Origin of the sequence: Bradyrhizobium sp. (assembly GCF_035309285.1) — a bacterium.
GTDB lineage: Bacteria > Pseudomonadota > Alphaproteobacteria > Rhizobiales > Xanthobacteraceae > Bradyrhizobium.
The window spans coordinates 1-23,856 of sequence record NZ_DATGFH010000080.1; the positions used below are offsets into that span (position 1 = coordinate 1).

Here is a 23,856-nt window from a genome sequence, read left to right on the forward strand (position 1 = left end):
TCGATCCCGTCATCTCTTTGCTTCCAGTCCAACGCCAAAAGCCCGGACGTGCCGGGCGCGGTGGATATAGCGACGGCGAGAGCGAATGTCAGCCCTTCTGGTCCCAATTATCAAAAGCCTTGTCATTGCCGGGCTTGACCCGGCAATCCATCCTCTTTTGAAGATGGATGCGCGGGCCTTCGCCGCGCCGAAGGGGCTTCGGCCCCGCAGGCGGGTCAGGTCCGCGCATGACGATTTCAATGGGACGTGAGCTTGATGCGCCCTGCTCTGCTCAATCCGCTGTTTGCGCCGGTCACGAGCCTGCCGGGCGTCGGGCCCAAGCAGGACAAGCTCTTGCGCTATCTGCTCGGCCGCGATGAGACGCCGCGGCTGGTTGACCTGCTCATGCATCTGCCAAGCCAGGTGATCGATCGCCGCGCGCGGCCAAAAATCCGCGATGCGTCGCCTGGGACCGTGGTGACGTTGGAAGTGACGATCGACCGCCATCGGCCGCCGCCGCCCCGCAACCGCCGCGCGCCCTATCTGGTCTATGCCAGCGACGACACCGGCGATGTTGTGCTGACCTATTTCCGTGCCCAGCCGGGCTACGTCGAAAAGCTGCTGCCCGTCGGCGCCAAGCGCTTCGTCTCCGGCACCTTGCAGATGTATGACGGCATGGCGCAGATCGTCCATCCCGACCGCGTGGTGGACGAAGCGGCGTTCTCCAAGCTTTCCAGGATCGACCCCGTCTATCCCCTGACCGAGGGGCTCGCGCTCGGCTCCCTGAAGCGCGCAGTCGCGCTGGCGCTGGCGAAATTGCCGGAGCTGCCGGAATGGATCAGCCCCGAGGTGACCCGCCGCTGCCATTTCCCGCCAATCCGCGAAGCGTTTTCGCGGGTGCATCAGCCGGTCGAGCTGACCGACATCCTGCCCGATGGTCCCTTCTGGTCGCGGCTTGCTTTCGACGAGTTGCTCGCCGGCCAGTTGGCGCTGGCGCTGATCCGCGCACAGCTCCGCCGGCCTGCCGGCGACCGCCATGCCGGCGACGGCAGTCTGCGCAAGAAGATCATCGATGCGCTGCCCTACGCGCTGACCGCCTCGCAGCGGCAGGCCGCAGCCGCGATCGCGGATGATCTGAAACAACCGGTGCGTATGCTCCGCCTCCTGCAAGGCGATGTCGGCTCGGGCAAGACCGTGGTGGCACTGCTTGCGGCTGCGGCAGTCACCGAGGCCGGCAAGCAGGCCGCGCTGATGGCGCCGACGGAAATCCTGGCGCGCCAGCACGTCAAGACCATCGCCCCGCTGGCCGAGCGCGCCGGCATGAGGGTCGCTATCCTCACCGGCCGCGAGAAAGGCAGGGAGCGGCGCGAGCTCTTGGCCGAGCTCGAAGCCGGCAAGATTGATCTTGTGGTGGGCACCCATGCGCTGATCCAGGACGACGTCCTCTTCAAGGCGCTGGCGCTGGCTGTGGTCGACGAGCAGCACCGCTTTGGCGTCCGCGAGCGGCTGGCGCTGACCGCCAAGGGCGAAGCGGTCGACGTCCTGGTGCTGAGTGCAACCCCGATTCCGCGCACGCTGGTCCTGACCTATTTCGGCGACATGGACGTCTCGGAGCTGCGCGAGAAGCCGGCGGGCCGCCAGCCGATCGATACGCGTGCAGTCCCGGATAGCCGGCTGGAAGAGGTGATGGACGCCGTCGGCCGCGCGCTGTCGTCGGGCAAGCTCGTCTACTGGATCTGTCCGCTGGTCGAGGAAAGCGAGGCCGAGGGCACCGATCACCTCACCAATGCTACCAAGCGCTTCGAGAGCCTGCAGAAGCGCTTTGGCCGCAAGGTCGGCCTCGTCCATGGCCAGATGAAGGGCGCCGAGAAAGACGAAGTCATGGCAAGATTCGCCGCGCACGACATCCAGCTTCTGGTCGCCACCACGGTGGTCGAGGTCGGCGTCGATGTGCCGGCCGCGACCATCATGGTGATTGAGAATGCCGAGCGCTTCGGGCTCGCTCAGCTTCACCAACTGCGCGGCCGCATCGGCCGCGGCGCGGAATCCTCGACCTGCCTTTTGCTCTACCACGAGCCGCTCGGCGAGATGTCGAAGGCGCGACTCAAGGTGATCCGCGAAACCACCGACGGTTTCCGGATCGCCGAGGAGGATCTGAAGCTCCGCGGCGAAGGTGACGTGCTCGGCGTCCGCCAGAGCGGCCTGCCCGGCTACCGCATCGCCCGATCGGACGTGCATGGCCAGCTCATCGCGCAGGCGCGCGACGAGGCGCTGCGCATCATGAAGGACAACCCAAGACTGAAAGGAGCGCGCGGCGAAGCGCTGCGCTGCCTGCTCTATCTGTTCGAACGTGACGAAGCGATCCCTCTCATCGGCGCTGGCTGAAAGGAAAGCTATCGTGCCCAAGGATGACCGCCGATTTCCCGCGCTCGTCCCACAGAAGTGCGCCCGCCTCGCAAGGGGAGCCGGTCGTCTCACGGTTGCGCGAGGCCTTCACATCGCGACATAGTTTTGCGGCATTGCGGGCCCATGCTGGCCCAAATGAAGCAGTCCCTTTTATTGATTCGAAGCCTTGCCGCATCTGTCGTCGTCGCGGTTGCGATTTGGGCCTTACTCGGCGCGCCGCCGCATCAGAACAGCATGGCCTCGTTCATCGTCGCCTGGCGCCACTGAATTTTTGTGCGCGTCCCCAGGAGCTGTCACCTGTTCACGTGCGTTCGCTGCTGGCTTGACCGCGCTGCTTCGGCGGCGCCAAACCCTCCGAGGGATCGGAATCGAGCGCCTGCTCGGCCTGCAGATCATAATCGGCGCCGATGGCTTCGAGCCGTTCGACGATCGCCGGGTCGGTCATGTTACGGGCGATACGGCGCGACATCTGCGCCAGGTTTCTGAAATAGTCTTTGCTGGGCATGTTCCTGCTTTCCCCGCCCCGGCTGTGACGGCATTGTGTCGTGCCCATGAAATCATCGGGGCTGCACTGCCACCGAACGTCACACAGCGGATTTCGTTCCCAGGGCCGTGAAAGATTTTTGCGTGCGAGGCCCGCGCAGGGGAATTTTCAACCTCAAGGTGTCGTGTCGGCCTGTACCTCTATTATCGTCGAGCGCATTCAAGCGAGCGGCTGGTCGTCCTCGGTCGGCATCGGCCGTTCCGGCGAGCAGAGATCGCCACCGCCGTACTCGTCCTCCGGAAGCCGCTGGGAACCGCGCCGCTCCGCATTCTGGCGGACCTGTTCCCAGGCGTGATTCATTGCGAGATTCAGAAGATGGTCGACCGCCAGCAAAGCGCGCGTTGCCACTGAAGACGCGAAAATCATCGCCGTGCTCCCACCGCCTTGTGGACGGCGCGTTTTGATCAATGGCTGGCATCCGGTCTGTGCCGCCGGTCACAGTGGCGGCACGCCGGTCATTTCGCCGCAAAGCTTGTAGTTTGCACGCTCGAGCCCAGGCACCGCCGTGCGGTCTCGATCTGGGCATCGGTGGCGCCGTGACTGCGCGCCCACCCCTCGGCGGCGGCTTCCGAATATTTGGCGACGTAATATCGCACCAATGTGCACGACAGGCGCCGCAGCACGGTTGGCTTTTCACTGGCGAGGGCGCCCTGCCCCCAGATCGTCAACACCGCCGCAAGGGCGACCGCGTGTCTCACCATGCTGTTCCCCCGTCGTTGGAACTTGGTGGCAAACTCGGTAGGTGCCGTTTGGTTCCGGCTCGGGTTTCACTCCGGCGGATTTCCATCTCGGGAATGTCGAAACTCGCCATTGCGAGGAGCGACCACGTGTCCGCCGTAGCTCAGAGAGCGAAGTCGGAAGCAATCCGGAATTGTGCCTTGGAAACAATCTGGATTGATTCGCGGCGCCTGTCATCGGCCGCGCTTCGCGCGGACCCGTTGGCTCGCAATGACGAAGCTCTTTGACATGTGAACGAGACCGCCAGAGCCGCACGCCCTACCTGCCTCGGCCGCGCGCGCAATGCCACAAACGAAAAAGCGCGGGCGTGACACCCGCGCTTCCGCTTTTTTCAATCAAACAGGCTTGCGCTCAGTAGCCGCAAACCGGGCAGCGCGGCGCGACCGGTGCATAGTAGCCAGGCGACACCATCTCGACGCGCTCGCGCGTCGCATATTGCGGCGGGATCTGCTCATAGGCGACACCGGGAGGCGCGACCATCACGGTCTGCGGCACCATCACGGTCCGGTATTGCGCGGGTGTGCGATGCGCGACCACCGCGCCCGGCGACACCATCACGGTCTGCTGCACCGTGCGGTATTGCGGAGGCACATATTGCTGCTGATAACAGGTGCCGCAGGGCGGCGGCGTGTAGCAGCAGGCCGAGGCGGCTGTCGGCACGATGGAAGAAGCGAGGATCGCAGCAAAGGACGCGGCAATAACGCGGGACATTGATGACACCTGAATTGTTGGAGCGTTTCGTATGCTCGGAAGTGAAAGCCGATGTAACGGCAGAGTCCGCAAATTTGCGTTGAGAAAAGTCCTTAACGGAACGTGACGCGAGCCACGGGCTGTATGTGGCAATCTGAAGCCGCGACGATCGCACAACCGTGATCGCCCGGAGCTCCATTTTAACGAAGCGGAAACCTTTGAATCCTAACGTGCCCTCGGGGACATCTGCCCGAAGCTTGGATTTTCAGAATCTCTTAGCTTTTCGCCGGCTTAATGCCGCGTGGAGCGTATCTGGTCTCGAGTTCCTGAAGCGCAGCCCGGTTGGCCCGCCTCGAAATGGAAACTCTCGCGGCCGTCCCTGATCTCGTCCCGCGAGGCCAACCCGTGTCCGTCGAAAGATTTCTGCGGCAACGTGCCGTCAACATCGTCTGCGAAGGAAGCTACACGCTTCATCGATGGTACGACCCGAACGGAAAGCTCCGCACGCTCGCCTGCCGCACCACGCGGGTTTCGCCGTTTCGCATGATCGTCGACGTGCCCGTCACCGGCCGCGTCGGCGATCGCATCACCTCCTATTTCGGCGAGTTCGGCGAGTTCGAAGGCAACATCAGCGACACCCGGCAGGGCAGCATCCTGCTCGAGCTCGAGATGACTCCGGAAAAACGCGAATGGATGGCCGACAAGCTCACCTGGCTCGAGAAGAAGCTGAGGGACCCGGGCATAATGGATGCGCGGGAGGATAGCCGCTTCATCCCGCAGACCCCGCAGACCACGCTCACGCTTGCTGATGGCAGCGTTCACGGCTGCTTCATCATCGACTTCTCGTCGGGCGGCGTTGCAGTCGCTGCCGAGCTGCAGCCGCCGGTCGGCACGCCGCTCGCCATCGGATCCTGCGTCGGCCGCGTCGTCCGCATCTTCCAGACAGGATTCGCGGTCAGGTTCGTCGCCAAGCAGGACGCCGACGATCTTTCGCGCCTGATCATGCGCTACGACCAGATCTCTGGTGGGCCGACACCGATGGCGGCCGCATCATGAGCGATGGCGAAAAAGGCGAAAAGCGCCAGAGCCAGCGTGTGCGCTTCGAGCACAAACGGCCGGCGCAAATGATGGCCATCGACGGCACCTGGCAGCGCCCCTGCACCATCGACGACATCTCCGATGGCGGCGCCAAGCTGACCGTCGGTGATTCCATCCAGGGATTGCCGATCACGGAATTCTTCCTGGTATTGTCCCCGTTCGGCCTGGCTTACCGCCACTGCCGCCTGATCTGGGTCAACGGGGATCAGATCGGCGTAGCCTTCGCCAATCGCGGCCGTGGGCCGAAGAAGGCTGCACAAACGGCGTGAATGCAAAAGCGCGGGAACCGGCCCCGCGCTTTCTTCATCGATCCTCGATCAGCTCAGTAGCACCAGCGCGGATCGGCCGCCACGTACTGCCCGTCGGGATAGCGGTAGTAGCAATTGCCCTCGGCCATCCAGTAGCCAGGCCGCGAAGCCGCGGTAGCGCCTGCGATAGCACCGGTCGCGCCCCCCACGATCGCGCCAGCGGCGGCGCCGCTCGCCCTTCCGGTGAGGAGCCCGCCCAGCAAGCCCCCCACGATCGCACCGCCAACGGCGCTCGCACCGGGATCCGGCGGAGGCGGTGGGGGTGGCGGTGGGTACGCATCCGGCGGTGGCGGATAGGCGCCGGGCGGCGGCCCATAGGCCGCGACCGGCGGCCCGTAGACGACATCGTCGGCGTAATCCTCGGAGATATAGGTCGGCGGACCTTCCATGCGCTGCGGATACCAGTACCAGACGCCACCGACGTCCCACCACCAGCCGGCGCGGCCGTCATGGACCTCATGCCGCCAGCGTCCGCCTTCCCAGGCGAGACGGCCGCGATAGGGATGGCCGGCGAAATGGCGCATCGGCAGCGGACCGGCGGCGCGGACGACATGCGGGTTCGGACGACGCGCGACGTGCGCTTTCTTCGCAGCGGCTACCGGGCCGGGATTGCTGGAGGTTGCTGCCGGTGTCGGCGGACCGGCCTGCGCCGATGCTGGCTGGTTGGCCGCGGCCGGCGGTGCTGCCGGCGGCGGCGCGGTCGATGTCTGCGCTTGGGCCGACATGGCAACCACGGTGAACAGAGAGACCAGTGGAACGACGATCCTCGATCGGCTCATTCTGGAAAAACCCCTTCTGGCGTGCCACGAAGCCTCAACGCCGGGACGCTCTACCCCGATTGTTGCGCCAAAGGATGGCGCGGCCGCTATTGCTGACCGGCGCGTGGCGCCCTGTCTTCTTACAAATCCGTAAGATCGCGACAAATTTGCGTCAGCCGGGAGCCAACGCGAATCAGCCACCCACCATCGGCCCAGCCTTATCGTGAAGGCTCGATGACGTTGCAATTGGTCCGCCCTGACATCACGCAATCCTGCAGCTTGCTCGCAGCAGTGAGCTCGCGCGCCAGCCAGATTCCAGCTGCAACCAGCACGACGGCGATCACGAGGCCCGCGATTGCGCCGCGCCGGTTGTCACCTGGTTCCGGACTCCTGTCCTTCAAGGGGCTGGTCATCGCGCGGTCATATATCAGGCAGCAAACGTTATGCCGCTTCTACCATCACTGCGCGACTTGCGTCTCACACCTTCATCGCGGCGATTGGACGGCTGGCCGAACGATGAACCGTCGGCTCAACACGGCTGATCCGGCGGCAGGTGGTCATGATTCCCGCTGAGCGGTGGCACTCCCAGCCAGCGCCGAGGGTTGGATTGGCGACTGGGGTCGGATAGGCAAGCCCGATGGTGACGGCCACGGCCGCGCCCGACAGCGCCGCCGCGATGAGGATCAGGGCTTTCCGATTCCAAACAGAACCTGTCATTGCCGTTACTCCTCTTTTAGCGCGCGCGGACACTAGTCCTGTGCTCCGGATATGGTTGTGAGGGAGATCACATGCGACAAAATTGCGCGTGATCAGCGTTGAACCTCCCTGCCGCGCCAGGACACGAGGGTTTCCACGATTTCAAGGGTGGTAGACGGCGATAACGGGTGGCATCCGAGCGCGCGAGGCTGTACACGCTGGGCCCGACCGCGCAGGGCGCCATTTTCGGCCGTGGGCGCGACACCCAAACACCAGGACTTCAGGAAAGGCACAAGGCTCGTTCGATGAGTGGCTTCAGGGAACCCGGCTTCGCCGACCGGCAGAAAGCGGCAAAAGAGGCGAAGAAGAATCTGCTGGAAAAATTCCGCGCCCAGCCGGGACCGGACGATCCCACGGTGGCCGCACGCCGCGCCGAGCGCGAGGCGATTGCCGCCAGCCGCGAGAAGGCCCGGCTTGCGCGCGAGGCCGAGAAGGCGGAAGTCCAGCGCCGCGAGCAAGAGGCGGCCGCCGCCGAGGCGGCTCGCATCGCCCGCGAGAGGGAAGAAGAAGCGTCACGCCTGGCCGCGCTTGAAGCCGAGCAGAAGGCAAAGCGCGACGCCCGCTATGCCGCGCGCAAGGAACGCGGCAAGAAGCGGAAATGAGGAAGCAGCCGGGCGCGGCGCGTCCGCATGATCCCTCACGCCAGGTTTAATGCGCTCGCTTCGCGCCGGAATGACCGACCTCGGTCGGATCAATTCTTCTTCATCATGTGATCGTCTTTCTTCATGGAATCCTTGGACATCGAATCCTTGGACATCTTGTCCTTCGACATCGTGTCCTTCTTCATGCTGTCCTTGGACATCGTGTCCTTCTTCATGGCGTCGTCCTTCATCTTGTCCATGGCGGACGCAGCGGGAACGAGCGCCAGGCTGAACGACAGGGCAGCGGCCGAAATTCCGAGCGCGATGCGGGTGCGAATGGTCATGTTGGGTCATCCCTTCGAAGACTGGTTTTGAAAGCGACTGATGCCGCCTCAGCCTTCGACGAACCGCCGCCCGCCGTTGTTACGATCAGAATGAAAATTTTTACGACGACGGATTTTTGCTACCTTCGCCGAGGTTTTCCTCCGCAGCGCCGAATGCCGGCCGATAGGAGGCGAATAGCGAGTGGCGAATAGCGAATAGTTAAAGGGGTCTTCTATTCGGTACTCCCTATTCGCTATTCGCCTTTCTCTTCTTCGCATTCAGCGCATTCGCGACACGGCTCGCGGGCGTGCGGCCGATCAAAGCCGTGATCTCGTTGGTCGCGGTCAAGAGCTTGGACATGTCGACGCCGGTTTTGATGCCCATGCCCTCCAGCATGTAGACGACATCTTCAGTCGCGACATTGCCGGTCGCGCCGGGCGCGAACGGGCAGCCGCCGAGCCCGCCGGCCGCCGCGTCGATCACGCGGACGCCCTCCTCCATGCCGGCATAGAGGTTCGCGAGCGCCTGGCCATAGGTGTCGTGGAAATGCATGGCGAGGCTGGCCATGGGAATGTGTGCGCCGACCGCGCGCAGCATCTCCTTGGCCTTAGTCGGCGTACCGACTCCAATGGTGTCGCCGAGCGAGATTTCGTAGCAGCCAAGGTCCCACAGCGTTTTGGCGACATCGGCGACCGCCCTGGGCTTGACCGCGCCGTCGAAGGGGCAGCCGAGCACGGTTGAGATATAGCCGCGAACACGCACGCCATCCGCCCTGGCTCGGGCTACGACCGGCTTGAACCGTTCGATCGATTCCGCGATTCCGCAGTTGATGTTGGCCCGGCAAAAGCCTTCCGACGCCGCGGTGAACACCGAGACCACCTTGGCGCCGCAGGCGCGGGCTGTCTCATAACCCTTCTCGTTCGGCACCAGAACGTGGAATTCACCGGGCAAATGGCTGACGCCGCGCAACACCTCATCGGAGCCGACCATCTGCGGGATCGCCTTCGGCGACACGAAGGCGCCGACCTCGATCGTATGCAGACCTGCGTCGAGCAGCCTCTCGATGAACGCAATGCGACCCGCGACGCTGACAGGGGTTTTCTCGTTCTGCAGCCCGTCCCGGGCGCCCATCTCGATGATGCGTACGGTATCGTTCATATGACCGTCACGCCGCAGGCTCGACTTCAGCGAGCTCGGCGCCCTCCTGCACAATATCGCCGACCTTGCATTTGAGTCTCGTCAGGATCCCGGCAAACGGCGCGCGTAGCGTCTGCTCCATCTTCATGACCTCGAGGGTCAGGATCGGCGCGCCCTTTTCCAGTGTCGCCCCTTCTTGTGCGAGCAGCGCCACCACCGTGCCCGGCAAGGGCGCAACGATCTTGTCTTCGCCAGCCTGCTCTTCCGTCTCGCCGCCGAAGGGATCGACCCAATGCAGCTCGAATCGGCCATTGCGGGTCCGCACGTAGAGCTCGTGTCCTTCGAGGACGGCGACGGTGCGGGATTTCACGCCATCCAGCGTCACATCGTAGCGGCCGGCTTCCGACGACGTAGACGCGAATGCGACCTCGCGGTTGTCGATCGTCAGCATCGATGGTCCGCTGCCGTAGCGCAGGGTGGCCTTGCTCTCAGCGCCCTGCCCTGCGCGGAATGAAAACACCCGCTCGCGACGGCCGACCGGCATCCAGCCGAAGGCATGCCATGGCGAAGGCGCCTCCCGCCGCGCGGCCTTCGCTTCCTCGCCAAGGATCGCCGCCACCGCCGCCGCCAGCTCGAGATCGCCCGGCGCCGCAGCCGAAGGCGTCAGCGCCTTCAATTCGCGTTCGATGAAACCGGTGTCGATCTTGTTGGCACGCACCTTCGGATGCGTCACCAGCGCCGCCAGGAACGGCGTGTTCGTGACGATGCCGCGGACATCCGTCTCTTCCAATCCGCGGTTGAGGCGATCGATCGCAGCCTCCCGCGTCGGCGCCCAGGCGATGACCTTGGCGAGCATGGCGTCGTAATAGGGCGAGACCGCATCGCCTTCCCGGTAGCCGCCGTCGAGGCGAAGACCATCGGCTTGCGGCGGCAACCGCCAGGTCCGGATCTTGCCGACCGAGGGCATGAAATTCTTCTGCGGGTTTTCCGCGTAAAGGCGCGCCTCGATGGCGTGGCCCCTCATTTTTATCTGGTCCTGGCTCAAGGGCAGCTTCTCGCCGAATGCGACGCGGAGCTGCCACTCGACGAGATCGATTCCGGTGATCAGCTCGGTCACGGGATGCTCGACCTGCAGGCGCGTGTTCATTTCGATGAAAAACACGTCCTTGCCGTCGGAGACGAACTCGATAGTGCCGGCGCCGACATAGTTCACCGCGCCTGCCGCCTTGCGCGCGGCCTCGCAGACCGCCTCGCGCTGCTTGGCATTCAGCGTCGGCGACGGCGCTTCCTCGATCACCTTCTGATGCCGCCGTTGCAGGGTGCATTCGCGCTCGAACAGCGAGAGCAGATTGCCGTGGCTGTCGCCGATCACCTGCACTTCGATGTGACGGGGATTGTCGACGTATTTCTCGATCAGCATGCGGTCATCGCCGAACGCCGCCTTGGACTCTCGCTTGGCGCTGGTGATTGCTGCACCGAGCTCGGACGCCGAGCGGACCACGCGCATGCCGCGCCCGCCGCCGCCGGCAGAGGCTTTGAGCAGCACGGGATAACCGATCCTGTCCGCAGCCTTGGCCAGGACCGCTTCATCCTGGTCCTCGCCGTGATAGCCGGGCACCAGCGGCACACCGGCCTTCTCCATCAGCGCCTTCGAGCCGGATTTCGAGCCCATCGCCGTCATCATTGCGGCCGTCGGGCCGACGAACACCAAGCCGGCCTTTGCACAGGCTTCCGCGAACTCGGCATTCTCGGAGAGGAAGCCGTAACCGGGGTGAACGGCCTCGGCGCCGGTCTGTCGCGCAGCTTCGATGACCCGTTCGATGTTGAGATAGCTGTCGCGGGCGCGGGCAGGTCCAAGCAGCACGGCGTCGTCAGCCATGGCCACATGCATAGCGCCGCGATCGGCCTCGGAATAGACCGCGACGGTGCGCAAGCCCATGGCGCGTGCAGTCCGGATCACGCGGACTGCGATCTCGCCACGATTGGCGATCAGGAGCGTGCGAAAGCGCCGGTACATCTTTGTGCCATCCATGGTCACATCCTGAACAAGCCGAATTTCGTGGGTTCGATCGGCGCGTTCGACGCCGCCGACAGTCCGAGCCCGAGCACAAGCCGCGTGTCGGCTGGATCGATCACGCCGTCGTCCCACAAACGGGCCGTGGCGTAGTAGGGATTGCCCTGGCTTTCATATTGCGCGCGGATAGGCGCACGGAATTTCTCCTCTTCCTCCGCCGGCCAGCTTTCGCCCTTGGCCTCGATATTGTCGCGGCGGACCTGGCTCAGCACCATCGAGGCCTGCTCACCGCCCATGACGGAAATACGCGCATTGGGCCACATCCAGAGGAAGCGCGGGCTATAAGCGCGCCCGCACATGCCGTAATTGCCGGCGCCGTAGGAGCCGCCGATCACCACGGTGAATTTCGGCACGCCGGCGGTCGCAACCGCTGTTACGAGCTTGGCGCCGTCGCGTGCAATGCCGCCCGCCTCGTATTTCCTGCCGACCATGAAGCCGGTGATGTTCTGCAGGAACACCAGCGGGATCTGGCGCTGGCAGCACAGCTCGATGAAGTGTGCGCCCTTGAGCGAGCTTTCGCTGAAGAGGATGCCGTTGTTGGCGATGATGCCGACCGGATAGCCCCAGATATGGGCAAAGCCGCAAACCAGCGTCTGACCATAGAGTTTTTTGAACTCGTCAAATTCGGAGCCGTCGACAAGGCGCACGATGATGTCACGAACGTCAAACGGTTTTCTGCCGTCGACGGGCACCACGCCATAGATTTCCTCCGCCGCATAGAGCGGCTCGCTCACCTCCCGCGTGTTGAGCACCGGCCGCGTCGGCGGCTTCAACGTGGCGACGATGCGCCGGGCAATCCCGATCGCATGGGCGTCGTTCTGCGCATAGTGGTCGGTGACGCCGGACTGGCGCGAATGCACGTCGGCGCCCCCGAGCTCTTCGGCGGTCACGACCTCGCCGGTTGCGGCCTTCACCAGCGGCGGGCCGCCGAGAAAGATGGTGCCCTGATTGCGCACGATGATGCTCTCGTCCGACATCGCCGGCACGTAGGCGCCGCCGGCAGTGCACGAACCCATCACGATCGCGATCTGGGGAATGCCGAGCGCCGACATCTGTGCCTGATTGTAGAAGATGCGTCCAAAATGACGTTCGTCCGGAAAGATCTCGTCCTGCAGCGGCAGGAAGGCGCCGCCGGAATCCACCATGTAGACGCAGGGCAGATTGTTCTGCCGCGCGATCTCCTGCGCACGCAGATGCTTTTTCACCGTCATCGGGTAGTAGGTGCCGCCCTTGATGGTGGCATCGTTGGCGACCACGACACATTCGCGCCCCGAAATCCGCCCGACGCCGGTAATGATGCTCGCCGAATGCACGTCGCCGCCATAAAGCCCGTGCGCTGCGAGCGGCGACAGTTCGAGAAACGCAGTGCCGGGATCGATCAGGAGGTCGACTCGCTCGCGCGCCAGCATCTTGCCGCGGGAGGTGTGCCGCGCCCGCGATGCCTTGCCGCCCCCGCCTGCAACCTCCTTCAACTTGTCGCGAAGCTCGGCGACGAGGCCGCGCATGGACGCCGAATTCCGCGTGAAATCGGAGGACGCGGGATCGAGTGTGGAATGAAGCGGCATCGTTGGGGTTTCCTTTGAATGCTGGAGGGGGGCCTGGAGATCGCTTCAAGGGCCATCCGACCGTGGCTCCTCCCTGCTTGCAATTAAACGATCATACGTTTTTTTAATTCAATCTCAAGGGCTAGATCGCGATCTGCATTTCAGGCCCATACTACATTGGAAATACTCCAATTTTACCACGACAAACATACGGTCGTTCGCTATTATCGCCGGCGGCTTTCGCAGCACAGGCTTGTTCCAGAGGATCAGAGTGGCGCGCACGATCGGCTCGCACGGCCCAAAGACGATGGAGGCGATCCGCAGGGCCGGATTGCGTCTCATCTTCGAGCATGGCTACGAGGCCATGAGCTTGCGCCAGCTCGCCGCAGAAGTCGGCATTCAGGTGGGCTCGCTCTATAACCATATCAGCACCAAGCAGGAGCTGCTGTTCGATCTCGTGCAGGACCACCTCCAAGAGCTGCTCCGTCAGCTCGAGCGCGCCTTGAAGGGGAAGGCCCAGCCGATCGAGAAACTGCGAGCCTTCGTTGCTTTTCACGTTCTCTATCACATGACGAGGAAACGCGAGGTCTTCATCGCCAATTCAGAGCTGAGAAGTCTCGATCCGAAAAACCATGCCGCCATCGTGACGCTGCGCGGCGCCTATGAACAACGGCTTGCGGGAATTCTCGCCGAGGGCGTCTCGGAAGGCGTGTTCGAGGTCGCCGATGTGCAGGTGGCAACATTTGCGATCCTGGCGCTGCTGACTGGCGTATGCACCTGGTACCGTCCGGGAGGACGCCTCACCAAGGAGGCCATCGTTGCGACCCACGAAAAGCTGGTGCTGTCAGGCATCACCGCCCAGGGCGAAATCGGCGCATCGCGTGGCAGGCGCAGGCTGCTGCGGCACCTCGAGGCCGGCTAGCCCGAAGGCGCGGAGGCGATGATAGAAGACCAGGGACTGGACGGCGTCGATCTGAAGATATTGTCGGAGCTGCAGAAGGACGGCCGCATCCGCAACAATGAGCTGGCAAGCCGTGTCGGCATTTCACCCCCTCCCTGCCTGCGACGTGTTCGGTCCCTGCTCCGCCGCGGCGTCATCCGGGCGATCCGCGCCACCCTCGATGAGAGGCATCTCGGCTACGAGGTGATCTCATTCGTCTCCATCCAACTCAAGCGTCAGACTCCCGCGGCCATCGACGCGTTTGAAGCGGCGATCATGGCCGAGCCACGCGTTCAGCAATGTTGGCGACTGTCGGGAGATACCGATTTCCTGCTGAAATGCCTCGCGCCGAACGTCGAGGCGATGCACCGGCAGCTTCTGCGGTTCGCGGGAATGCCGGAAGTCCTGGCGATCCGAAGCTTTCCAGTGCTCGGCCTGTCAAAGGACGAGCCGCTGCCGATACCGGAAGATCCGCCAACGGCTTTGCCGAAATAGCGCGAAGCCTGCTCTTCCGGGCCGCTCGCTAATGCGTCCAAGGTTCGCCGCGGCGGAATGCGAAATTATCGGCATAGGCCATCTGGCGGTAGGCCGACTGTTTCGGCTCAATCACCTGATAGGGAATGCCCATGCGCTCGCAGTAGGCGATCGCCTCTTCCTTGCTATCGAATTGCAGCGAAAGCTGCTGCTTCATGTCGACCGAAGACGTCCAACCCATCAGCGGCTCGATCGCACGCGGCTGCTCGGGTTCGTATTCGAGCCGCCATTCCATGGTCTGAGCTCTGCCCGATTGCATCGCGTTTTTGGCAGGCTTAAAAATGCGAGCGGTCATGGATGGCGGCGTCCCCTTGAGAAATGTGATATTGAAGCCCTTGGTGGAAACGTCCAAGATGGGATTCAAAGTTCTTGAGACCGTTGATTCCCGTCTCAAATGCTACCCGTCCGACCGGTATAGTCATTATGCTGCGCTGTGACAATCTCATTGCCGCGCTGTGACAATCTCGGCGGATTGCCCTGTCGGCCTTCGATCCCCACGCGAAAGCATTCACCCTCGAAGCAGTGCCCATGAAAATCAACGCAATTCTCCCCGACAAGGGTCGCGATCTCCGACTCGACCTGTTTCGCGGCATCGCCAACTGGGCGATCTTCCTGGACCATATTCCCGACAACGTCGTGAACTGGATCACGACCCGTAACTACGGCTTCTCCGATGCTGCGGATCTGTTCGTGTTCATCTCCGGCTATACGGCATCCTTCGTGTATGCGCGGATGATGATTGAGCGCGGCTTCATCGTCGGCGCCACGCGCCTCACCAAGCGCGTCTGGCAGCTCTATGTCGCCCACGTCATCCTGTTCGTGATCTACATCGTCTCGATCAGCTATCTTGCCCAGCGCTTTGCCGATTCCGAGTTGATCAACGAGTTCAATGTCGCCGGCCTCGTCGATCACGCGACCCAGACGCTCGGTCAGGGCCTCCTGCTCAAATTCAAGCCGGTCAACCTGGACGTGCTGCCGCTCTACATCGTACTGATGGGCTTCTTTCCGCCGGTGCTTTGGCTGATGCTGCGCCAGCCTGATCTGACCATGCTCGCCTCGATCGTGCTATGGCTTCTGGCGCGCCATTTCGGCTGGAATTTCAACGCCTATCCCGCCGGCGCCTGGTATTTCGACCCCTATTGCTGGCAGGTCATCTTTGTCTTCGGCTCCTGGTGCGCGCTGGGCGGTGCAAGAAGGGCGGCGTGGATCATCAATTCCAGCGCCGCGCTCTATCTCGGCATCGCCTATTTGATTTTCGCGCTGATCATGACCTTTGCCGGCCGGTTCCCTGATTTCGGCGCGATGTTTCCGCAGTGGCTCTATTCGGCGTTCAATCCGAACGACAAGACGTACATGGCGCCCTATCGCTTCATCCATTTCATAGTGATCGCGATGCTGGTGGTGCGTTTCATTCCCAAGGACTGGCCGGCGCTGCAATGGAAAGGTTTTGATCCCGCCATCGTCTGCGGCCAGCAATCGCTTGCCGTGTTCTGCGTCGGCGTATTCCTGTCCTTCGTCGCGCATTTTACGCTGACACTGAGCTTCGGCTCCTTGTTCACGCAAATTGTGGTCAGCCTTGCCGGCATCACGATCATGACGATCGTCGCCTACTACATTTCCTGGTCGAAGCGGCAGGACAAGCCGGCCGCCAAAGCGGCGAAGCCACCGGCAGCGCCTGCCGTCCCGACGTGAGGCTTGCGCCCGTGTCACGGCCGCTTCGGCCGGACCACCTTGCCACGTGACGCAAAGTCGCCCCAATCTGCCGCCCAGTTGAGCTCGCTGGTCGAGGTCGGTTCGATGCTGCGGTCGCTCGTCTTGCCTTGAAGCGAGAACATCGCGCCCTGCGGATCAATGCAGCGGGCGATCCAGATTCCGCCCGGAAGGGGCATGGGCCCCTGCACCACCCGGCCGCCGCTCTCCTTCACGCACGCGACGGCGACCGCGATATCGGCAACATTGAAATAGTAGAGCCAGAACGGCGTCGGCACCCGCGGCAGCTTGGTGAACATGCCGCCCATCTTACGTCCGCCGGCGCAGAGCAGTTGATAGGACTCGGGGAGGTCACTCTCGCCGGCTGCGCCCTGCCAGCCGAACAGTTCGCTGTAAAAGGCAAACGCCTTCTTGGAGTCGGCGGCAAACAACTCATGCCAGCCGATCTGGCCAGGTCGGTCCAGTTCCGGCAGTAGTCCTCCGCGCTTCAAGCCGCCGACGATGCCGAAATTTGCCAACTGTGGGTCGGCAACGATCGAAACACGGCCGATGTTGCTGTCGGTCGGCGGGACAAAGACCGATCCGCCGAGACTCTTGAGGCGGTTGACGGCGCGGTCGGCATCGTCGACCGCGACATAGCCGGCCCAACGCGGCGTCGCGCCCATGCGTCGCCCCTCGAGCGGAAGCTCCATCAATCCGGCGACTTCGGTCTTGTCGGTGGAGAAAACCGCATAGGCAAACGCCGCCGTCGATGCGTCCTGCACCTGCCATCCGACGACGCTGCCATAGAAGTCTCGCGCGGCAGCGGCATCGGTCGTCAACAATTCATACCAGGCAAAAGCTGCGCTGCGATCGGTCAACTCGACGTCTCCGTTCGGCCGGACAAAACTGCGCTGCAGCATTTCATCTCGCGCGACAAAAATGTCGTCACAAAATCGCGCACGCTTTTGTTCACTGAACGACACAACCACATTCATCAATATGAATGGAAACTGAATATACAACAACACGTTAGTGAGATCGCCAGCCTTGCGCGCGGACCCACCTTGAGCGTAGGATCGCTGCGGCTGGAATCTGAAATCGTCTCTACAGGTATTGGAGGAGATGCGACTATGTCGAAGCAAGGTTCTAGGCGGAAACGTGTCGCCAAAGCCGCCGCAGTGCCTGCGTTGGGCGCTGCCGGTTTGACCTTTTCGCTCGCGGGGGGTGCTTCAGCATCGGCTCTGCCGAATGCAGACACGCCGCAGAAACTGAACTTCTCGCCGTCCCAATCGGTCCTGCTCGGCGAAGAAGAGATCGCTGACGTCAGCCTCGCCACGTTCCATCTGTTCGACAAGGAAAATGGCGGCAACACCGGTTTCCAGCAGATGGCATGGGGATGTCGCTGTGGCGGCTGTCGCTGTGGCGGCTGCCGTGGTTGCGGCTGTCGCTGCGGCGGTTGCCGTGGTTGCGGTTGCGGCGGCTGCGTTGTCGGCCCGTGCTGTCTGACGTGGGGCTTTTGCCGCCTCTGCTGAGCGGGCCAGGTCCTGTGATTGTGCGTCCCAATCGATGATTCCTTGGCCGGGTTCGACCATCGACCCGGCCAATTCGCGTGTAGGGCCGCGCCGCGCGTCTCCCGGCAGCGACTTCGAAGCCTTGTATTTCCAACCAAATCGAAAAATGCTGGCGCGCGAGCCGGTGCGAATGTTCGGCGAGCGAACAGTTCACCTTGCGCCGACGTTCCCAGGAAGTCGAAAGAATCACGCGTGTTGACCCGATGACAGCCAAACGCAAGAGCCGCGCGCCGAAGCAGACCGGCAAGGACGTTCTGCAATTCGCGCCGAACTTCACCGCCTATATGCTGCCGCCCGCGACCGTCTGCCTCTATTCCGAGCATCGGAAATTCTTCCTGCACGGCGAGCTCTATTGCGCGCTGGTGGAAGCGATCGGAAAGAACGGCAAGAGCGCGCAAGCCTTGATGGGCGAGCTCTCGAAACGCTATCCGTCCGACCAGATCCAGGAAGGGCTGAAGCGGATGCTCGATCGACGCTACATCATCCAGGCTTCGCCCACGACGAGCGGCCCCGTGGCGGGCTTCTGGGCGAGCCTCGGCCTTCCGCCGGACGTTGCGGAGAAGAATTTGCAAGCCTGCCGCGTGCGACTCGAAACCTTCGACGTCAAGGGCGCCAGGGAGCTGACCACGGCCCTCACCAATCTCGGCGTGCGCGTCGTCGATCGTGCGCCAAGTCTCACGGTGACGCTCGTGAACGACTATCTCGACCGCCGGATCGCCGACGTCAACGGGCGGCACGTCGCCGACAAGACGCCGTGGCTGCTGGCGCAGCCGTCGGGCCCCTTTCCCCTGGTGGGACCGGTGTTCAAGCCGTTCGAAAACGCCTGCTGGACCTGCCTGTCCGACCGGATGATCCGCAACCGCGAGATCAAGGGCTTCCTCAACCGCGCGCAGGCGCGCACGATTGTGGAATCGCCGCTGGTGCAAAATGGCTTTGGGCAAAGCGGAATCCAGTTCGCCGCGGTCGAGATTGCCAAGGCGATCGCCTCCGGCTTCCGCACCGATCTTTCCAACCACATCGCAAGCTTCGACCTGATGGGCGCCACCATCACGAAGCACTACGTTGCCCACCGGCCGCAATGCCCGGCCTGCGGCAACAGGAAGCTGTGGAATCCGCGCCGCGCGCCGCAGCCGATCGAGATCAATCCCGGCACCAAGCTGATCATGACCAGCGGCGGCTATCGCTCGGTATCCTCGCGCACCACGGTGACGCGCAACCGCAAGCATGTCAGCCCGCTCACCGGCGTCGTGACCAGGCTCGAGAAGATGGACGGCGAGCTGCCGCTCAACACCAATTTCTTCGCTCAACACAACTTCTCCGCGCCGGCGATGAGCGTCGATCAGCTTCGCTCAGGGCTGAGCGGCGGCAGCTTTGGCAAGGGCTCGACCGCCGAGCAGGCCGAGGCCAGTGCGCTGATGGAAGCGATCGAGCGCTACTCGGGAATCTTCCAGGGCGACGAGATCAGGATGAAGCGCCGCTTCGCCGATTTCGGGCAGGGCGAGGCGATCCTCGCGAACGACGTCCAGCATTTCAGCGAAGCGCAGTTTGCAAGCCGGAACGAGCCGCAGCCGGAAAGCGCGCATCCCGTCCCTGATCCGATCGATCCCGACGCAGAGATCGAATGGTCTCCTGTCTGGTCGCTGCGCGACCAGCGGTTCAGATATCTGCCGACCGGGTTCCTCTACTTCTTCTACGAAGATTATCACACCGACTCGAACGGCTGCGCGGCCGGCAATACCCGCGAGGAGGCCATCGTCCAGGGGTTCCTCGAGCTTGCCGAACGCGATGCCTATGCGATCTGGTGGTACAATCGCCTGCAGCGCAATGAGGTCGACCTCGGCGCCTACGACGATTCCTACATCCGCGATCTGAAGAACCAGTTCGCCGATCAAGGTCGAAAGATCTGGGTGCTGGACGTCACCAGCGATCTCGGCGTGCCGGCCTATGTTGCGATCATGCACTGGATGCGGGACGGCAAGGAGCACATCGAGTTCGGCTCCGGCGCGCATTTCGATCGCCGCATTGCGCTGCTCCGCTCGCTGACCGAGCTCAGCCAGTTCCTCTCGATCGGCGGCGTCGGCGAGGGTATGCGCGGCGACAAGTCGACGCTCGATGGCGTAACCCCGCTCAGGCTGGAGAATTATCCCTTCCTGACCCCGGCGAGCCATCCGGTCAGCGCGCCAGAGCTCGGCCTCAACGTTCCGCTCGACAGCGTGAAGGAGCAGGTCGAGGCCTGCGTCGAAGTTGCCAGGCGCGCCGGATACGACTTTCTCGTGCTCGACCAGACCCGCCCCGACGTCGAGGTGCCGGTGGTTCGCGTGATCGTTCCGGGACTGCGACACTTCTACAAGCGGTTCGCGCCAGGCCGGCTCTACGACGTTCCGGTCAGGATGGGCTGGATTGATCGTCCACTCCGGGAGGACGAGCTTACGCCCTTCCTTCCCCACACCTGACGAGGTCCCGCCCGCGTGCGCGCTCCGAACAAGAAACCAACACGAAAGGCGGCGGCTCCCGTGCTGGCCGCGCGCGTCAACGACCATGTGACACTCGACGTCTACGATAGCGGCAAGGTTGGCGCCTTCTTTGATGGCTATGCCATCGAGATCGGCACGATCAGCACAGGCGCGGTGAAGCGAGCGCGCGCGCTGCGCGAGGGGCTGCCGATCGCCTCGCTTTCGCCGCCTCGCAAGGCAACCGACCAGGAGATCGAAGCGCTCGTCCGCCACCTCGCCCGCAGCGGACTTCTGGAATACTGCCTCGTGCCTCCGCGCGGCCGGGAATTGGTTGCAATCGAGCCGCAGATGCAAGGCTACTGGCCGCAGGCGGCGAAGCTCAGGAATTCCGACACGCTTGTACTGTCGCGCTTTGCCTATCTGCGGCGACGCGGCAGCGAGTTGGTGCTGGAATCGCCGCGCTCACCGGCGCTGTTCCGGATTGCAAACCCCAAACTTGCGGCAGCGATTGCCGCGCTGGTCACGCCGCAAAAGGTCGGCACGCTGTTGCGGGAGAAAGCCTTTGCCGGGCTCGCGCTGCTGGGCCTGCTCGTCGAATGCGAAATCCTGTTCAAGGTCGGCGCCAAGGACGAAGGGCTGCGCGCGAGCGAGGGCGACGAACACCTCGTGGTCTGGGACTTCCACGACCTGCTGTTCCACACCCATTCCACCGAGGGCCGGCAAGCCAACCCTCTCGGAGGCCGCTACCCCTATATCGACGCGATCGCGCCACCCGCGGCCGTGCGCCCGCCATGGGAGGGAGCGCCGATCGATCTTGCCGCCCATGCATCGGCGCCGGACGAACCGGCGTCGTCACTGGCCGCGCTGCTCGCCGAGCGGCGTTCGGTGCGCGATTTCGACGAGGCGAGACCGATCCGGCTTGCCGAGCTCGCCCGCTTTCTGGACCAGGCGGCGCGCGTGAAATCGAAATGGTCGAGCCAGCTCGATTTCGGCGAGGGCAGCATCGGCCCCATGCTGGATTATACCTCGCGGCCCTATCCATCCGCCGGCAGCGCCTACGAGCTCGAGCTCTATCTCACCGTAAACCATTGCGAGGGGCTTGCACGCGGCCTTTACCACTATGACGCGGACCGCCATGCGCTGGTACCGATCGCGGTGCGCACGCAGGAATTGGAATCCCAGCTCTCGGCCGCCAGCCTCGGGATGGACGCGATGGCCCCGCCGCAGATCCTGCTGACGATCGCCGCGCGCTTCAACCGCGTCGCCTGGAAGTACAGCGCCATCGCCTATTCCCTGATCCTCAAGGACGTCGGCGTGCTGCTGCAGACGCTCTATCTGACGGCCACCGACCTGGGGCTCGGCGGCTGCGCCATCGGCACCGGCAATATCGATCTCTTTGCCAGGATGACCAGGCAGCCCTTCCATGTCGAAGGCCCGGTCGGCCAGTTCGCGCTCGGCCGCGGCCGGCCCGCGGGCGTGGAAGGAGTTCCTCCTGGTTAAAGCTAATCCAGCGCGACGTAGGCTGCTAGCGCGGCCGTGATCAGCACCAGCGTCAGCACGATCTCGGTGCGGACACGTTCACCGGAGTGGGTTGCCTCGTCGTCGATCAGCCTGCCGGTCCGGACGAAGCGAAAGGCCGCGACCGCGATCAGCGCGATACCGACGAAGATCAGCATCGTGCCGTCATATTCGCCGAGATATCCGGAGAGCTTTCCCAGCATCTTGTGCTCGGGGGGCGCGATCTGGCTTGCCTTTTCCATCACCCGCACGAACAGGTTGAACTTCTCGATGACAAAGCCGAAAGCGATCGTGGCGATGCCGGTGCGGACCCAGGCCAGAAAGGTCCGCTCGTTGGCGGCATGGTCGGTGTATCGCTGGATCACGGCATTCTCCTGTCTGCATCTCGTGAATAGCCGTGTACATGATTTTCTCGCCGGTCGCCTCCAGTGCCGAAAAATCCATGCGCCCTACGGACGCATCTAATCGTTCACCGACAACACCATGATCGGATCGGCGATCTTCTCCGGCGCGATCTCGGCCTCCAGTGGGAGCACGGCGGTGCCAATCGCAAAGAACTCGATCACGTGGGTTTGCCAGCCGTGGCTGCCCTCGTGGATATCAACGCCGACGACGCCTTCAGCCTTCGCTGCGGAAGCTTCAAACTGCATCCGCTCGATCGCGACCTCGCGCGCTTCATAGAGGGCCGAGGTGAAATTCTCCAATTCCACGTTGCGGCCGACAGTATTGAGTCCTTTGAGAAAGCCGCGATGCGCGACGTGATAGACGCAGGAGCCCATCACCATCTCGACCGGGCGGTAGCCTGAATGCAGCAGTGACCAGAAATCCTGCCCGGAGAGATCGGAGGTGAAGGGACCGCCATCATGGGCGCGGAAGCCGCGGTGGCCGTCGGCGTGGACTACACCCGTGCCGATCGCGATAAACTCGAGCAGATGTTCATCCCATTCCAGCCGCTTGATCGTGAGCTTGACGCCGACGATGCCGTCGGCGCCCATCGCGGTCGCCTCCGAGCGCATACGCGTCATGGCAAGCTCGCGGGCGTGGTACATCGCCTTCGACAACACCTCGAGCTCCTGGTTCTGGCTCCAGTTCCCGTACTGGATGCCGACATGGTAGACGCAGGAGCCAACGCAAAGCCCGATCGGCTCGAAACCCGCCTTGCGGACCAGCAGGAATTCGTTGACGGAAAAGTCCGACGTGAACACGCCGGTTGAGTGCGCCGAGGAGCGCAAGCCCTTCAGCCGCTCCTGGGCGTGCGCGGGGAGATCCAGCGTCATGTCAAATCGCTCCTTCGGATTCGTTGGCGTAGGACTGGTGGTGCGGCCTGGTGCCCGTGAGCGGCGTTCCGCCGGCGTGGATATCGACGACGAAATTGACCTTGTGCGGCAAGGTCGTGCCGCGGCGCGCGTCGACGGTGGTCGCGACCACGATGTGCCGGGCGAGATAAGCCTTGCGGTCGTTGACATCGCTCTCGAACATCTGGCTGAAATTCAGATGCGCCAGCACGCCGTTGCCTTGCTTGCGCGCATGGTTGCGCAAATCCGCATGCGCCTGCCGTCGCACCCGCTCCCACAGCGCGCTGAGCTGCTCCGATTCGACATTACCCCTCCAGCGCATGTTGGGGTCGACCCAATAATTCTGCAGCCATTCGTAACAGGCGCCGATCGCGATCCCGGTCGGGACCACGTCAGCCTCCAGCAATTTCACGAACTCCAGCGTCGGCACGGTAGCGACAACGGGATCTGCGCTCGGCGGCAGCCCCTCCACGGAAACTGCTGTCCCGACCAGGGTGAAATCCATGCTGGCTTCGACCCCAAGCGGGATGGTGCGCATCTTGACGTCGAGCACCGCATTGGCGCCCGCGGCCCTTGCCTCGTCACGCAAACGCTGCAGCGCCATCTCCCAGCCCTGGGCATGGCCCTCGGTCCACGACCAACCGTAGTGCAGCCAGCAGCTCGCCGAGATCGCCGCGATCGGCCGGATGCCATGGGAGCGCACGGTGATCAGCTCGGCCGGCGTCAGCGTCGCGACCCAGGGCAATTTGCCACTTCGTGCATCTTCGACCCGCGCCTGAATGGCCGGCGGCACCCTGCCCTCGGCGAGCGCAGCCTCGATTTCCGCCCGCGGCCGCTCGGAGGCGGCGCGCTGCGCCAGCACTTCCGGGCTTGGGCCGGCAAACAAGCTGGTGAAGAGATCGCGGAGACCCACGGC

Annotated in this window: 26 protein-coding genes; 10 read left to right on the forward strand and 16 right to left on the reverse strand. The window is 63.4% G+C overall.

Annotated elements, in window-relative coordinates; translation table 11 throughout:
• Positions 1-255 precede the first annotated feature (255 nt).
• Positions 256-2,364 (forward strand): ATP-dependent DNA helicase RecG, encoded by a 2,109-nt coding sequence (gene recG / locus VKR55_RS15845; RefSeq protein WP_324404849.1) that lies wholly within the window; start codon positions 256-258, stop codon positions 2,362-2,364.
• Between the two features lie 322 nt (positions 2,365-2,686).
• On the opposite strand, the gene VKR55_RS15850 is transcribed toward recG, so the two are convergent.
• The 4 genes from VKR55_RS15850 to VKR55_RS15865 form a co-directional block, all read right to left on the reverse strand.
• Positions 2,687-2,890, reverse strand: coding sequence for a hypothetical protein (locus tag VKR55_RS15850; RefSeq protein WP_324404850.1), 204 nt, complete (start codon positions 2,888-2,890; stop codon positions 2,687-2,689).
• 198 nt (positions 2,891-3,088) lie between these two features.
• Positions 3,089-3,295, reverse strand: coding sequence for a hypothetical protein (locus VKR55_RS15855; protein ID WP_324404851.1), 207 nt, complete (start codon positions 3,293-3,295; stop codon positions 3,089-3,091).
• 89 nt (positions 3,296-3,384) lie between these two features.
• On the reverse strand, positions 3,385-3,630 hold the full coding sequence (locus VKR55_RS15860) for a hypothetical protein (RefSeq protein WP_324404852.1): 246 nt from the start codon (positions 3,628-3,630) through the stop codon (positions 3,385-3,387).
• A 388-nt stretch (positions 3,631-4,018) separates the two neighbouring features.
• A complete protein-coding gene (locus VKR55_RS15865; protein WP_324404853.1) occupies positions 4,019-4,378 on the reverse strand; it encodes a hypothetical protein in 360 nt (119 codons plus the stop codon).
• 384 nt (positions 4,379-4,762) lie between these two features.
• Here VKR55_RS15865 and VKR55_RS15870 point away from each other — a divergent pair, with 384 nt between their 5' ends.
• Positions 4,763-5,413 carry a PilZ domain-containing protein gene (locus VKR55_RS15870; protein WP_324404854.1) on the forward strand — a complete coding sequence of 217 codons (651 nt, stop codon included), beginning with the start codon at positions 4,763-4,765 and terminating at the stop codon, positions 5,411-5,413.
• Positions 5,410-5,724, forward strand: coding sequence for a PilZ domain-containing protein (locus VKR55_RS15875; RefSeq protein ID WP_324404855.1), 315 nt, complete (start codon positions 5,410-5,412; stop codon positions 5,722-5,724). The genes VKR55_RS15870 and VKR55_RS15875 overlap by 4 nt, the downstream gene beginning before the upstream one ends.
• A gap of 53 nt (positions 5,725-5,777) precedes the next feature.
• Here the strand turns inward: VKR55_RS15875 and VKR55_RS15880 are convergent, their stop codons facing one another.
• The 3 genes from VKR55_RS15880 to VKR55_RS15890 all read right to left on the reverse strand — a co-directional run bounded on the left by VKR55_RS15880 (position 5,778) and on the right by VKR55_RS15890 (position 7,238).
• Positions 5,778-6,542 (reverse strand): hypothetical protein, encoded by a 765-nt coding sequence (locus tag VKR55_RS15880; protein ID WP_324404856.1) that lies wholly within the window; start codon positions 6,540-6,542, stop codon positions 5,778-5,780.
• 197 nt (positions 6,543-6,739) lie between these two features.
• Positions 6,740-6,934, reverse strand: a complete 195-nt coding sequence (locus tag VKR55_RS15885; RefSeq protein ID WP_324404857.1) for a hypothetical protein — start codon at positions 6,932-6,934, stop codon at positions 6,740-6,742.
• A 64-nt stretch (positions 6,935-6,998) separates the two neighbouring features.
• Positions 6,999-7,238 (reverse strand): hypothetical protein, encoded by a 240-nt coding sequence (locus VKR55_RS15890; protein ID WP_324404858.1) that lies wholly within the window; start codon positions 7,236-7,238, stop codon positions 6,999-7,001.
• A 284-nt stretch (positions 7,239-7,522) separates the two neighbouring features.
• Here VKR55_RS15890 and VKR55_RS15895 point away from each other — a divergent pair, with 284 nt between their 5' ends.
• Positions 7,523-7,879 carry a DUF6481 family protein gene (locus VKR55_RS15895; protein WP_324404859.1) on the forward strand — a complete coding sequence of 119 codons (357 nt, stop codon included), beginning with the start codon at positions 7,523-7,525 and terminating at the stop codon, positions 7,877-7,879.
• Positions 7,880-7,968: 89 nt separating this feature from the next.
• On the opposite strand, the gene VKR55_RS15900 is transcribed toward VKR55_RS15895, so the two are convergent.
• The 4 genes from VKR55_RS15900 to VKR55_RS15915 form a co-directional block, all read right to left on the reverse strand.
• The gene (locus VKR55_RS15900) at positions 7,969-8,202 is read right to left on the reverse strand and encodes a pentapeptide MXKDX repeat protein (RefSeq protein WP_324404860.1); all 234 of its coding nucleotides are present in this window, start codon (positions 8,200-8,202) and stop codon (positions 7,969-7,971) included.
• 226 nt (positions 8,203-8,428) lie between these two features.
• Entirely contained in the window at positions 8,429-9,340 is a 912-nt protein-coding gene (locus tag VKR55_RS15905; RefSeq protein WP_324404861.1) for a hydroxymethylglutaryl-CoA lyase, read from the reverse strand.
• Between the two features lie 7 nt (positions 9,341-9,347).
• Positions 9,348-11,351, reverse strand: a complete 2,004-nt coding sequence (locus VKR55_RS15910) for an acetyl/propionyl/methylcrotonyl-CoA carboxylase subunit alpha (protein ID WP_324404862.1) — start codon at positions 11,349-11,351, stop codon at positions 9,348-9,350.
• Positions 11,352-11,353: 2 nt separating this feature from the next.
• On the reverse strand, positions 11,354-12,958 hold the full coding sequence (locus tag VKR55_RS15915; RefSeq protein WP_324404863.1) for a carboxyl transferase domain-containing protein: 1,605 nt from the start codon (positions 12,956-12,958) through the stop codon (positions 11,354-11,356).
• A 250-nt stretch (positions 12,959-13,208) separates the two neighbouring features.
• Here VKR55_RS15915 and VKR55_RS15920 point away from each other — a divergent pair, with 250 nt between their 5' ends.
• Entirely contained in the window at positions 13,209-13,859 is a 651-nt protein-coding gene (locus VKR55_RS15920; protein WP_324404864.1) for a TetR/AcrR family transcriptional regulator, read from the forward strand.
• An 18-nt stretch (positions 13,860-13,877) separates the two neighbouring features.
• A complete protein-coding gene (locus VKR55_RS15925) occupies positions 13,878-14,372 on the forward strand; it encodes an Lrp/AsnC family transcriptional regulator (RefSeq protein WP_324404865.1) in 495 nt (164 codons plus the stop codon).
• A gap of 28 nt (positions 14,373-14,400) precedes the next feature.
• Here VKR55_RS15925 and VKR55_RS15930 read toward each other — a convergent pair whose 3' ends face one another.
• Positions 14,401-14,706 (reverse strand): ETC complex I subunit, encoded by a 306-nt coding sequence (locus VKR55_RS15930; protein WP_324404866.1) that lies wholly within the window; start codon positions 14,704-14,706, stop codon positions 14,401-14,403.
• A gap of 233 nt (positions 14,707-14,939) precedes the next feature.
• Here VKR55_RS15930 and VKR55_RS15935 point away from each other — a divergent pair, with 233 nt between their 5' ends.
• A complete protein-coding gene (locus tag VKR55_RS15935; protein ID WP_324404867.1) occupies positions 14,940-16,103 on the forward strand; it encodes an OpgC domain-containing protein in 1,164 nt (387 codons plus the stop codon).
• Between the two features lie 14 nt (positions 16,104-16,117).
• Here the strand turns inward: VKR55_RS15935 and VKR55_RS15940 are convergent, their stop codons facing one another.
• Positions 16,118-17,023 (reverse strand): VOC family protein, encoded by a 906-nt coding sequence (locus VKR55_RS15940; protein ID WP_324404868.1) that lies wholly within the window; start codon positions 17,021-17,023, stop codon positions 16,118-16,120.
• Between the two features lie 45 nt (positions 17,024-17,068).
• Between VKR55_RS15940 and VKR55_RS15945 the strand changes: the two genes are divergently transcribed.
• The 3 genes from VKR55_RS15945 (at position 17,069) to VKR55_RS15955 (ending at position 21,627) form a co-directional block, all read left to right on the forward strand.
• Complete coding sequence (locus VKR55_RS15945; protein ID WP_324404869.1) at positions 17,069-17,635, forward strand: hypothetical protein; 567 nt, start codon at positions 17,069-17,071, stop codon at positions 17,633-17,635.
• A gap of 242 nt (positions 17,636-17,877) precedes the next feature.
• Positions 17,878-20,127 carry a TOMM precursor leader peptide-binding protein gene (locus VKR55_RS15950; protein ID WP_324404870.1) on the forward strand — a complete coding sequence of 750 codons (2,250 nt, stop codon included), beginning with the start codon at positions 17,878-17,880 and terminating at the stop codon, positions 20,125-20,127.
• A 60-nt stretch (positions 20,128-20,187) separates the two neighbouring features.
• Positions 20,188-21,627 (forward strand): SagB/ThcOx family dehydrogenase, encoded by a 1,440-nt coding sequence (locus VKR55_RS15955; protein ID WP_324404871.1) that lies wholly within the window; start codon positions 20,188-20,190, stop codon positions 21,625-21,627.
• A 2-nt stretch (positions 21,628-21,629) separates the two neighbouring features.
• Here VKR55_RS15955 and VKR55_RS15960 read toward each other — a convergent pair whose 3' ends face one another.
• The 3 genes from VKR55_RS15960 to VKR55_RS15970 form a co-directional block, all read right to left on the reverse strand.
• On the reverse strand, positions 21,630-22,010 hold the full coding sequence (locus VKR55_RS15960) for a YidH family protein (protein WP_324404872.1): 381 nt from the start codon (positions 22,008-22,010) through the stop codon (positions 21,630-21,632).
• 96 nt (positions 22,011-22,106) lie between these two features.
• Complete coding sequence (locus VKR55_RS15965; RefSeq protein WP_324404873.1) at positions 22,107-22,922, reverse strand: heavy metal-binding domain-containing protein; 816 nt, start codon at positions 22,920-22,922, stop codon at positions 22,107-22,109.
• 1 nt (position 22,923) lies between these two features.
• Positions 22,924-23,853: a heavy metal-binding domain-containing protein gene (locus VKR55_RS15970; protein ID WP_324404874.1), complete on the reverse strand. Its 930-nt coding sequence runs from the start codon at positions 23,851-23,853 to the stop codon at positions 22,924-22,926.
• Positions 23,854-23,856 lie beyond the last annotated feature (3 nt).

What these genes read in the sequence shown, in the direction of transcription:
- recG (WP_324404849.1), top strand. Translation starts at nt 256, where the DNA reads ATGCGCCCTGCTCTGCTCAATCCGCTGTTTGCGCCGGTCACGAGCCTG.
- VKR55_RS15850 (WP_324404850.1), bottom strand. Translation starts at nt 2,890, where the DNA reads ATGCCCAGCAAAGACTATTTCAGAAACCTGGCGCAGATGTCGCGCCGT.
- VKR55_RS15855 (WP_324404851.1), bottom strand. Translation starts at nt 3,295, where the DNA reads ATGATTTTCGCGTCTTCAGTGGCAACGCGCGCTTTGCTGGCGGTCGAC.
- VKR55_RS15860 (WP_324404852.1), bottom strand. Translation starts at nt 3,630, where the DNA reads ATGGTGAGACACGCGGTCGCCCTTGCGGCGGTGTTGACGATCTGGGGG.
- VKR55_RS15865 (WP_324404853.1), bottom strand. Translation starts at nt 4,378, where the DNA reads ATGTCCCGCGTTATTGCCGCGTCCTTTGCTGCGATCCTCGCTTCTTCC.
- VKR55_RS15875 (WP_324404855.1), top strand. Translation starts at nt 5,410, where the DNA reads ATGAGCGATGGCGAAAAAGGCGAAAAGCGCCAGAGCCAGCGTGTGCGC.
- VKR55_RS15880 (WP_324404856.1), bottom strand. Translation starts at nt 6,542, where the DNA reads ATGAGCCGATCGAGGATCGTCGTTCCACTGGTCTCTCTGTTCACCGTG.
- VKR55_RS15885 (WP_324404857.1), bottom strand. Translation starts at nt 6,934, where the DNA reads ATGACCAGCCCCTTGAAGGACAGGAGTCCGGAACCAGGTGACAACCGG.
- VKR55_RS15890 (WP_324404858.1), bottom strand. Translation starts at nt 7,238, where the DNA reads ATGACAGGTTCTGTTTGGAATCGGAAAGCCCTGATCCTCATCGCGGCG.
- VKR55_RS15895 (WP_324404859.1), top strand. Translation starts at nt 7,523, where the DNA reads ATGAGTGGCTTCAGGGAACCCGGCTTCGCCGACCGGCAGAAAGCGGCA.
- VKR55_RS15900 (WP_324404860.1), bottom strand. Translation starts at nt 8,202, where the DNA reads ATGACCATTCGCACCCGCATCGCGCTCGGAATTTCGGCCGCTGCCCTG.
- VKR55_RS15905 (WP_324404861.1), bottom strand. Translation starts at nt 9,340, where the DNA reads ATGAACGATACCGTACGCATCATCGAGATGGGCGCCCGGGACGGGCTG.
- VKR55_RS15910 (WP_324404862.1), bottom strand. Translation starts at nt 11,351, where the DNA reads ATGGATGGCACAAAGATGTACCGGCGCTTTCGCACGCTCCTGATCGCC.
- VKR55_RS15915 (WP_324404863.1), bottom strand. Translation starts at nt 12,958, where the DNA reads ATGCCGCTTCATTCCACACTCGATCCCGCGTCCTCCGATTTCACGCGG.
- VKR55_RS15925 (WP_324404865.1), top strand. Translation starts at nt 13,878, where the DNA reads ATGATAGAAGACCAGGGACTGGACGGCGTCGATCTGAAGATATTGTCG.
- VKR55_RS15930 (WP_324404866.1), bottom strand. Translation starts at nt 14,706, where the DNA reads ATGACCGCTCGCATTTTTAAGCCTGCCAAAAACGCGATGCAATCGGGC.
- VKR55_RS15935 (WP_324404867.1), top strand. Translation starts at nt 14,940, where the DNA reads ATGAAAATCAACGCAATTCTCCCCGACAAGGGTCGCGATCTCCGACTC.
- VKR55_RS15940 (WP_324404868.1), bottom strand. Translation starts at nt 17,023, where the DNA reads ATGCTGCAGCGCAGTTTTGTCCGGCCGAACGGAGACGTCGAGTTGACC.
- VKR55_RS15950 (WP_324404870.1), top strand. Translation starts at nt 17,878, where the DNA reads ATGACAGCCAAACGCAAGAGCCGCGCGCCGAAGCAGACCGGCAAGGAC.
- VKR55_RS15965 (WP_324404873.1), bottom strand. Translation starts at nt 22,922, where the DNA reads ATGACGCTGGATCTCCCCGCGCACGCCCAGGAGCGGCTGAAGGGCTTG.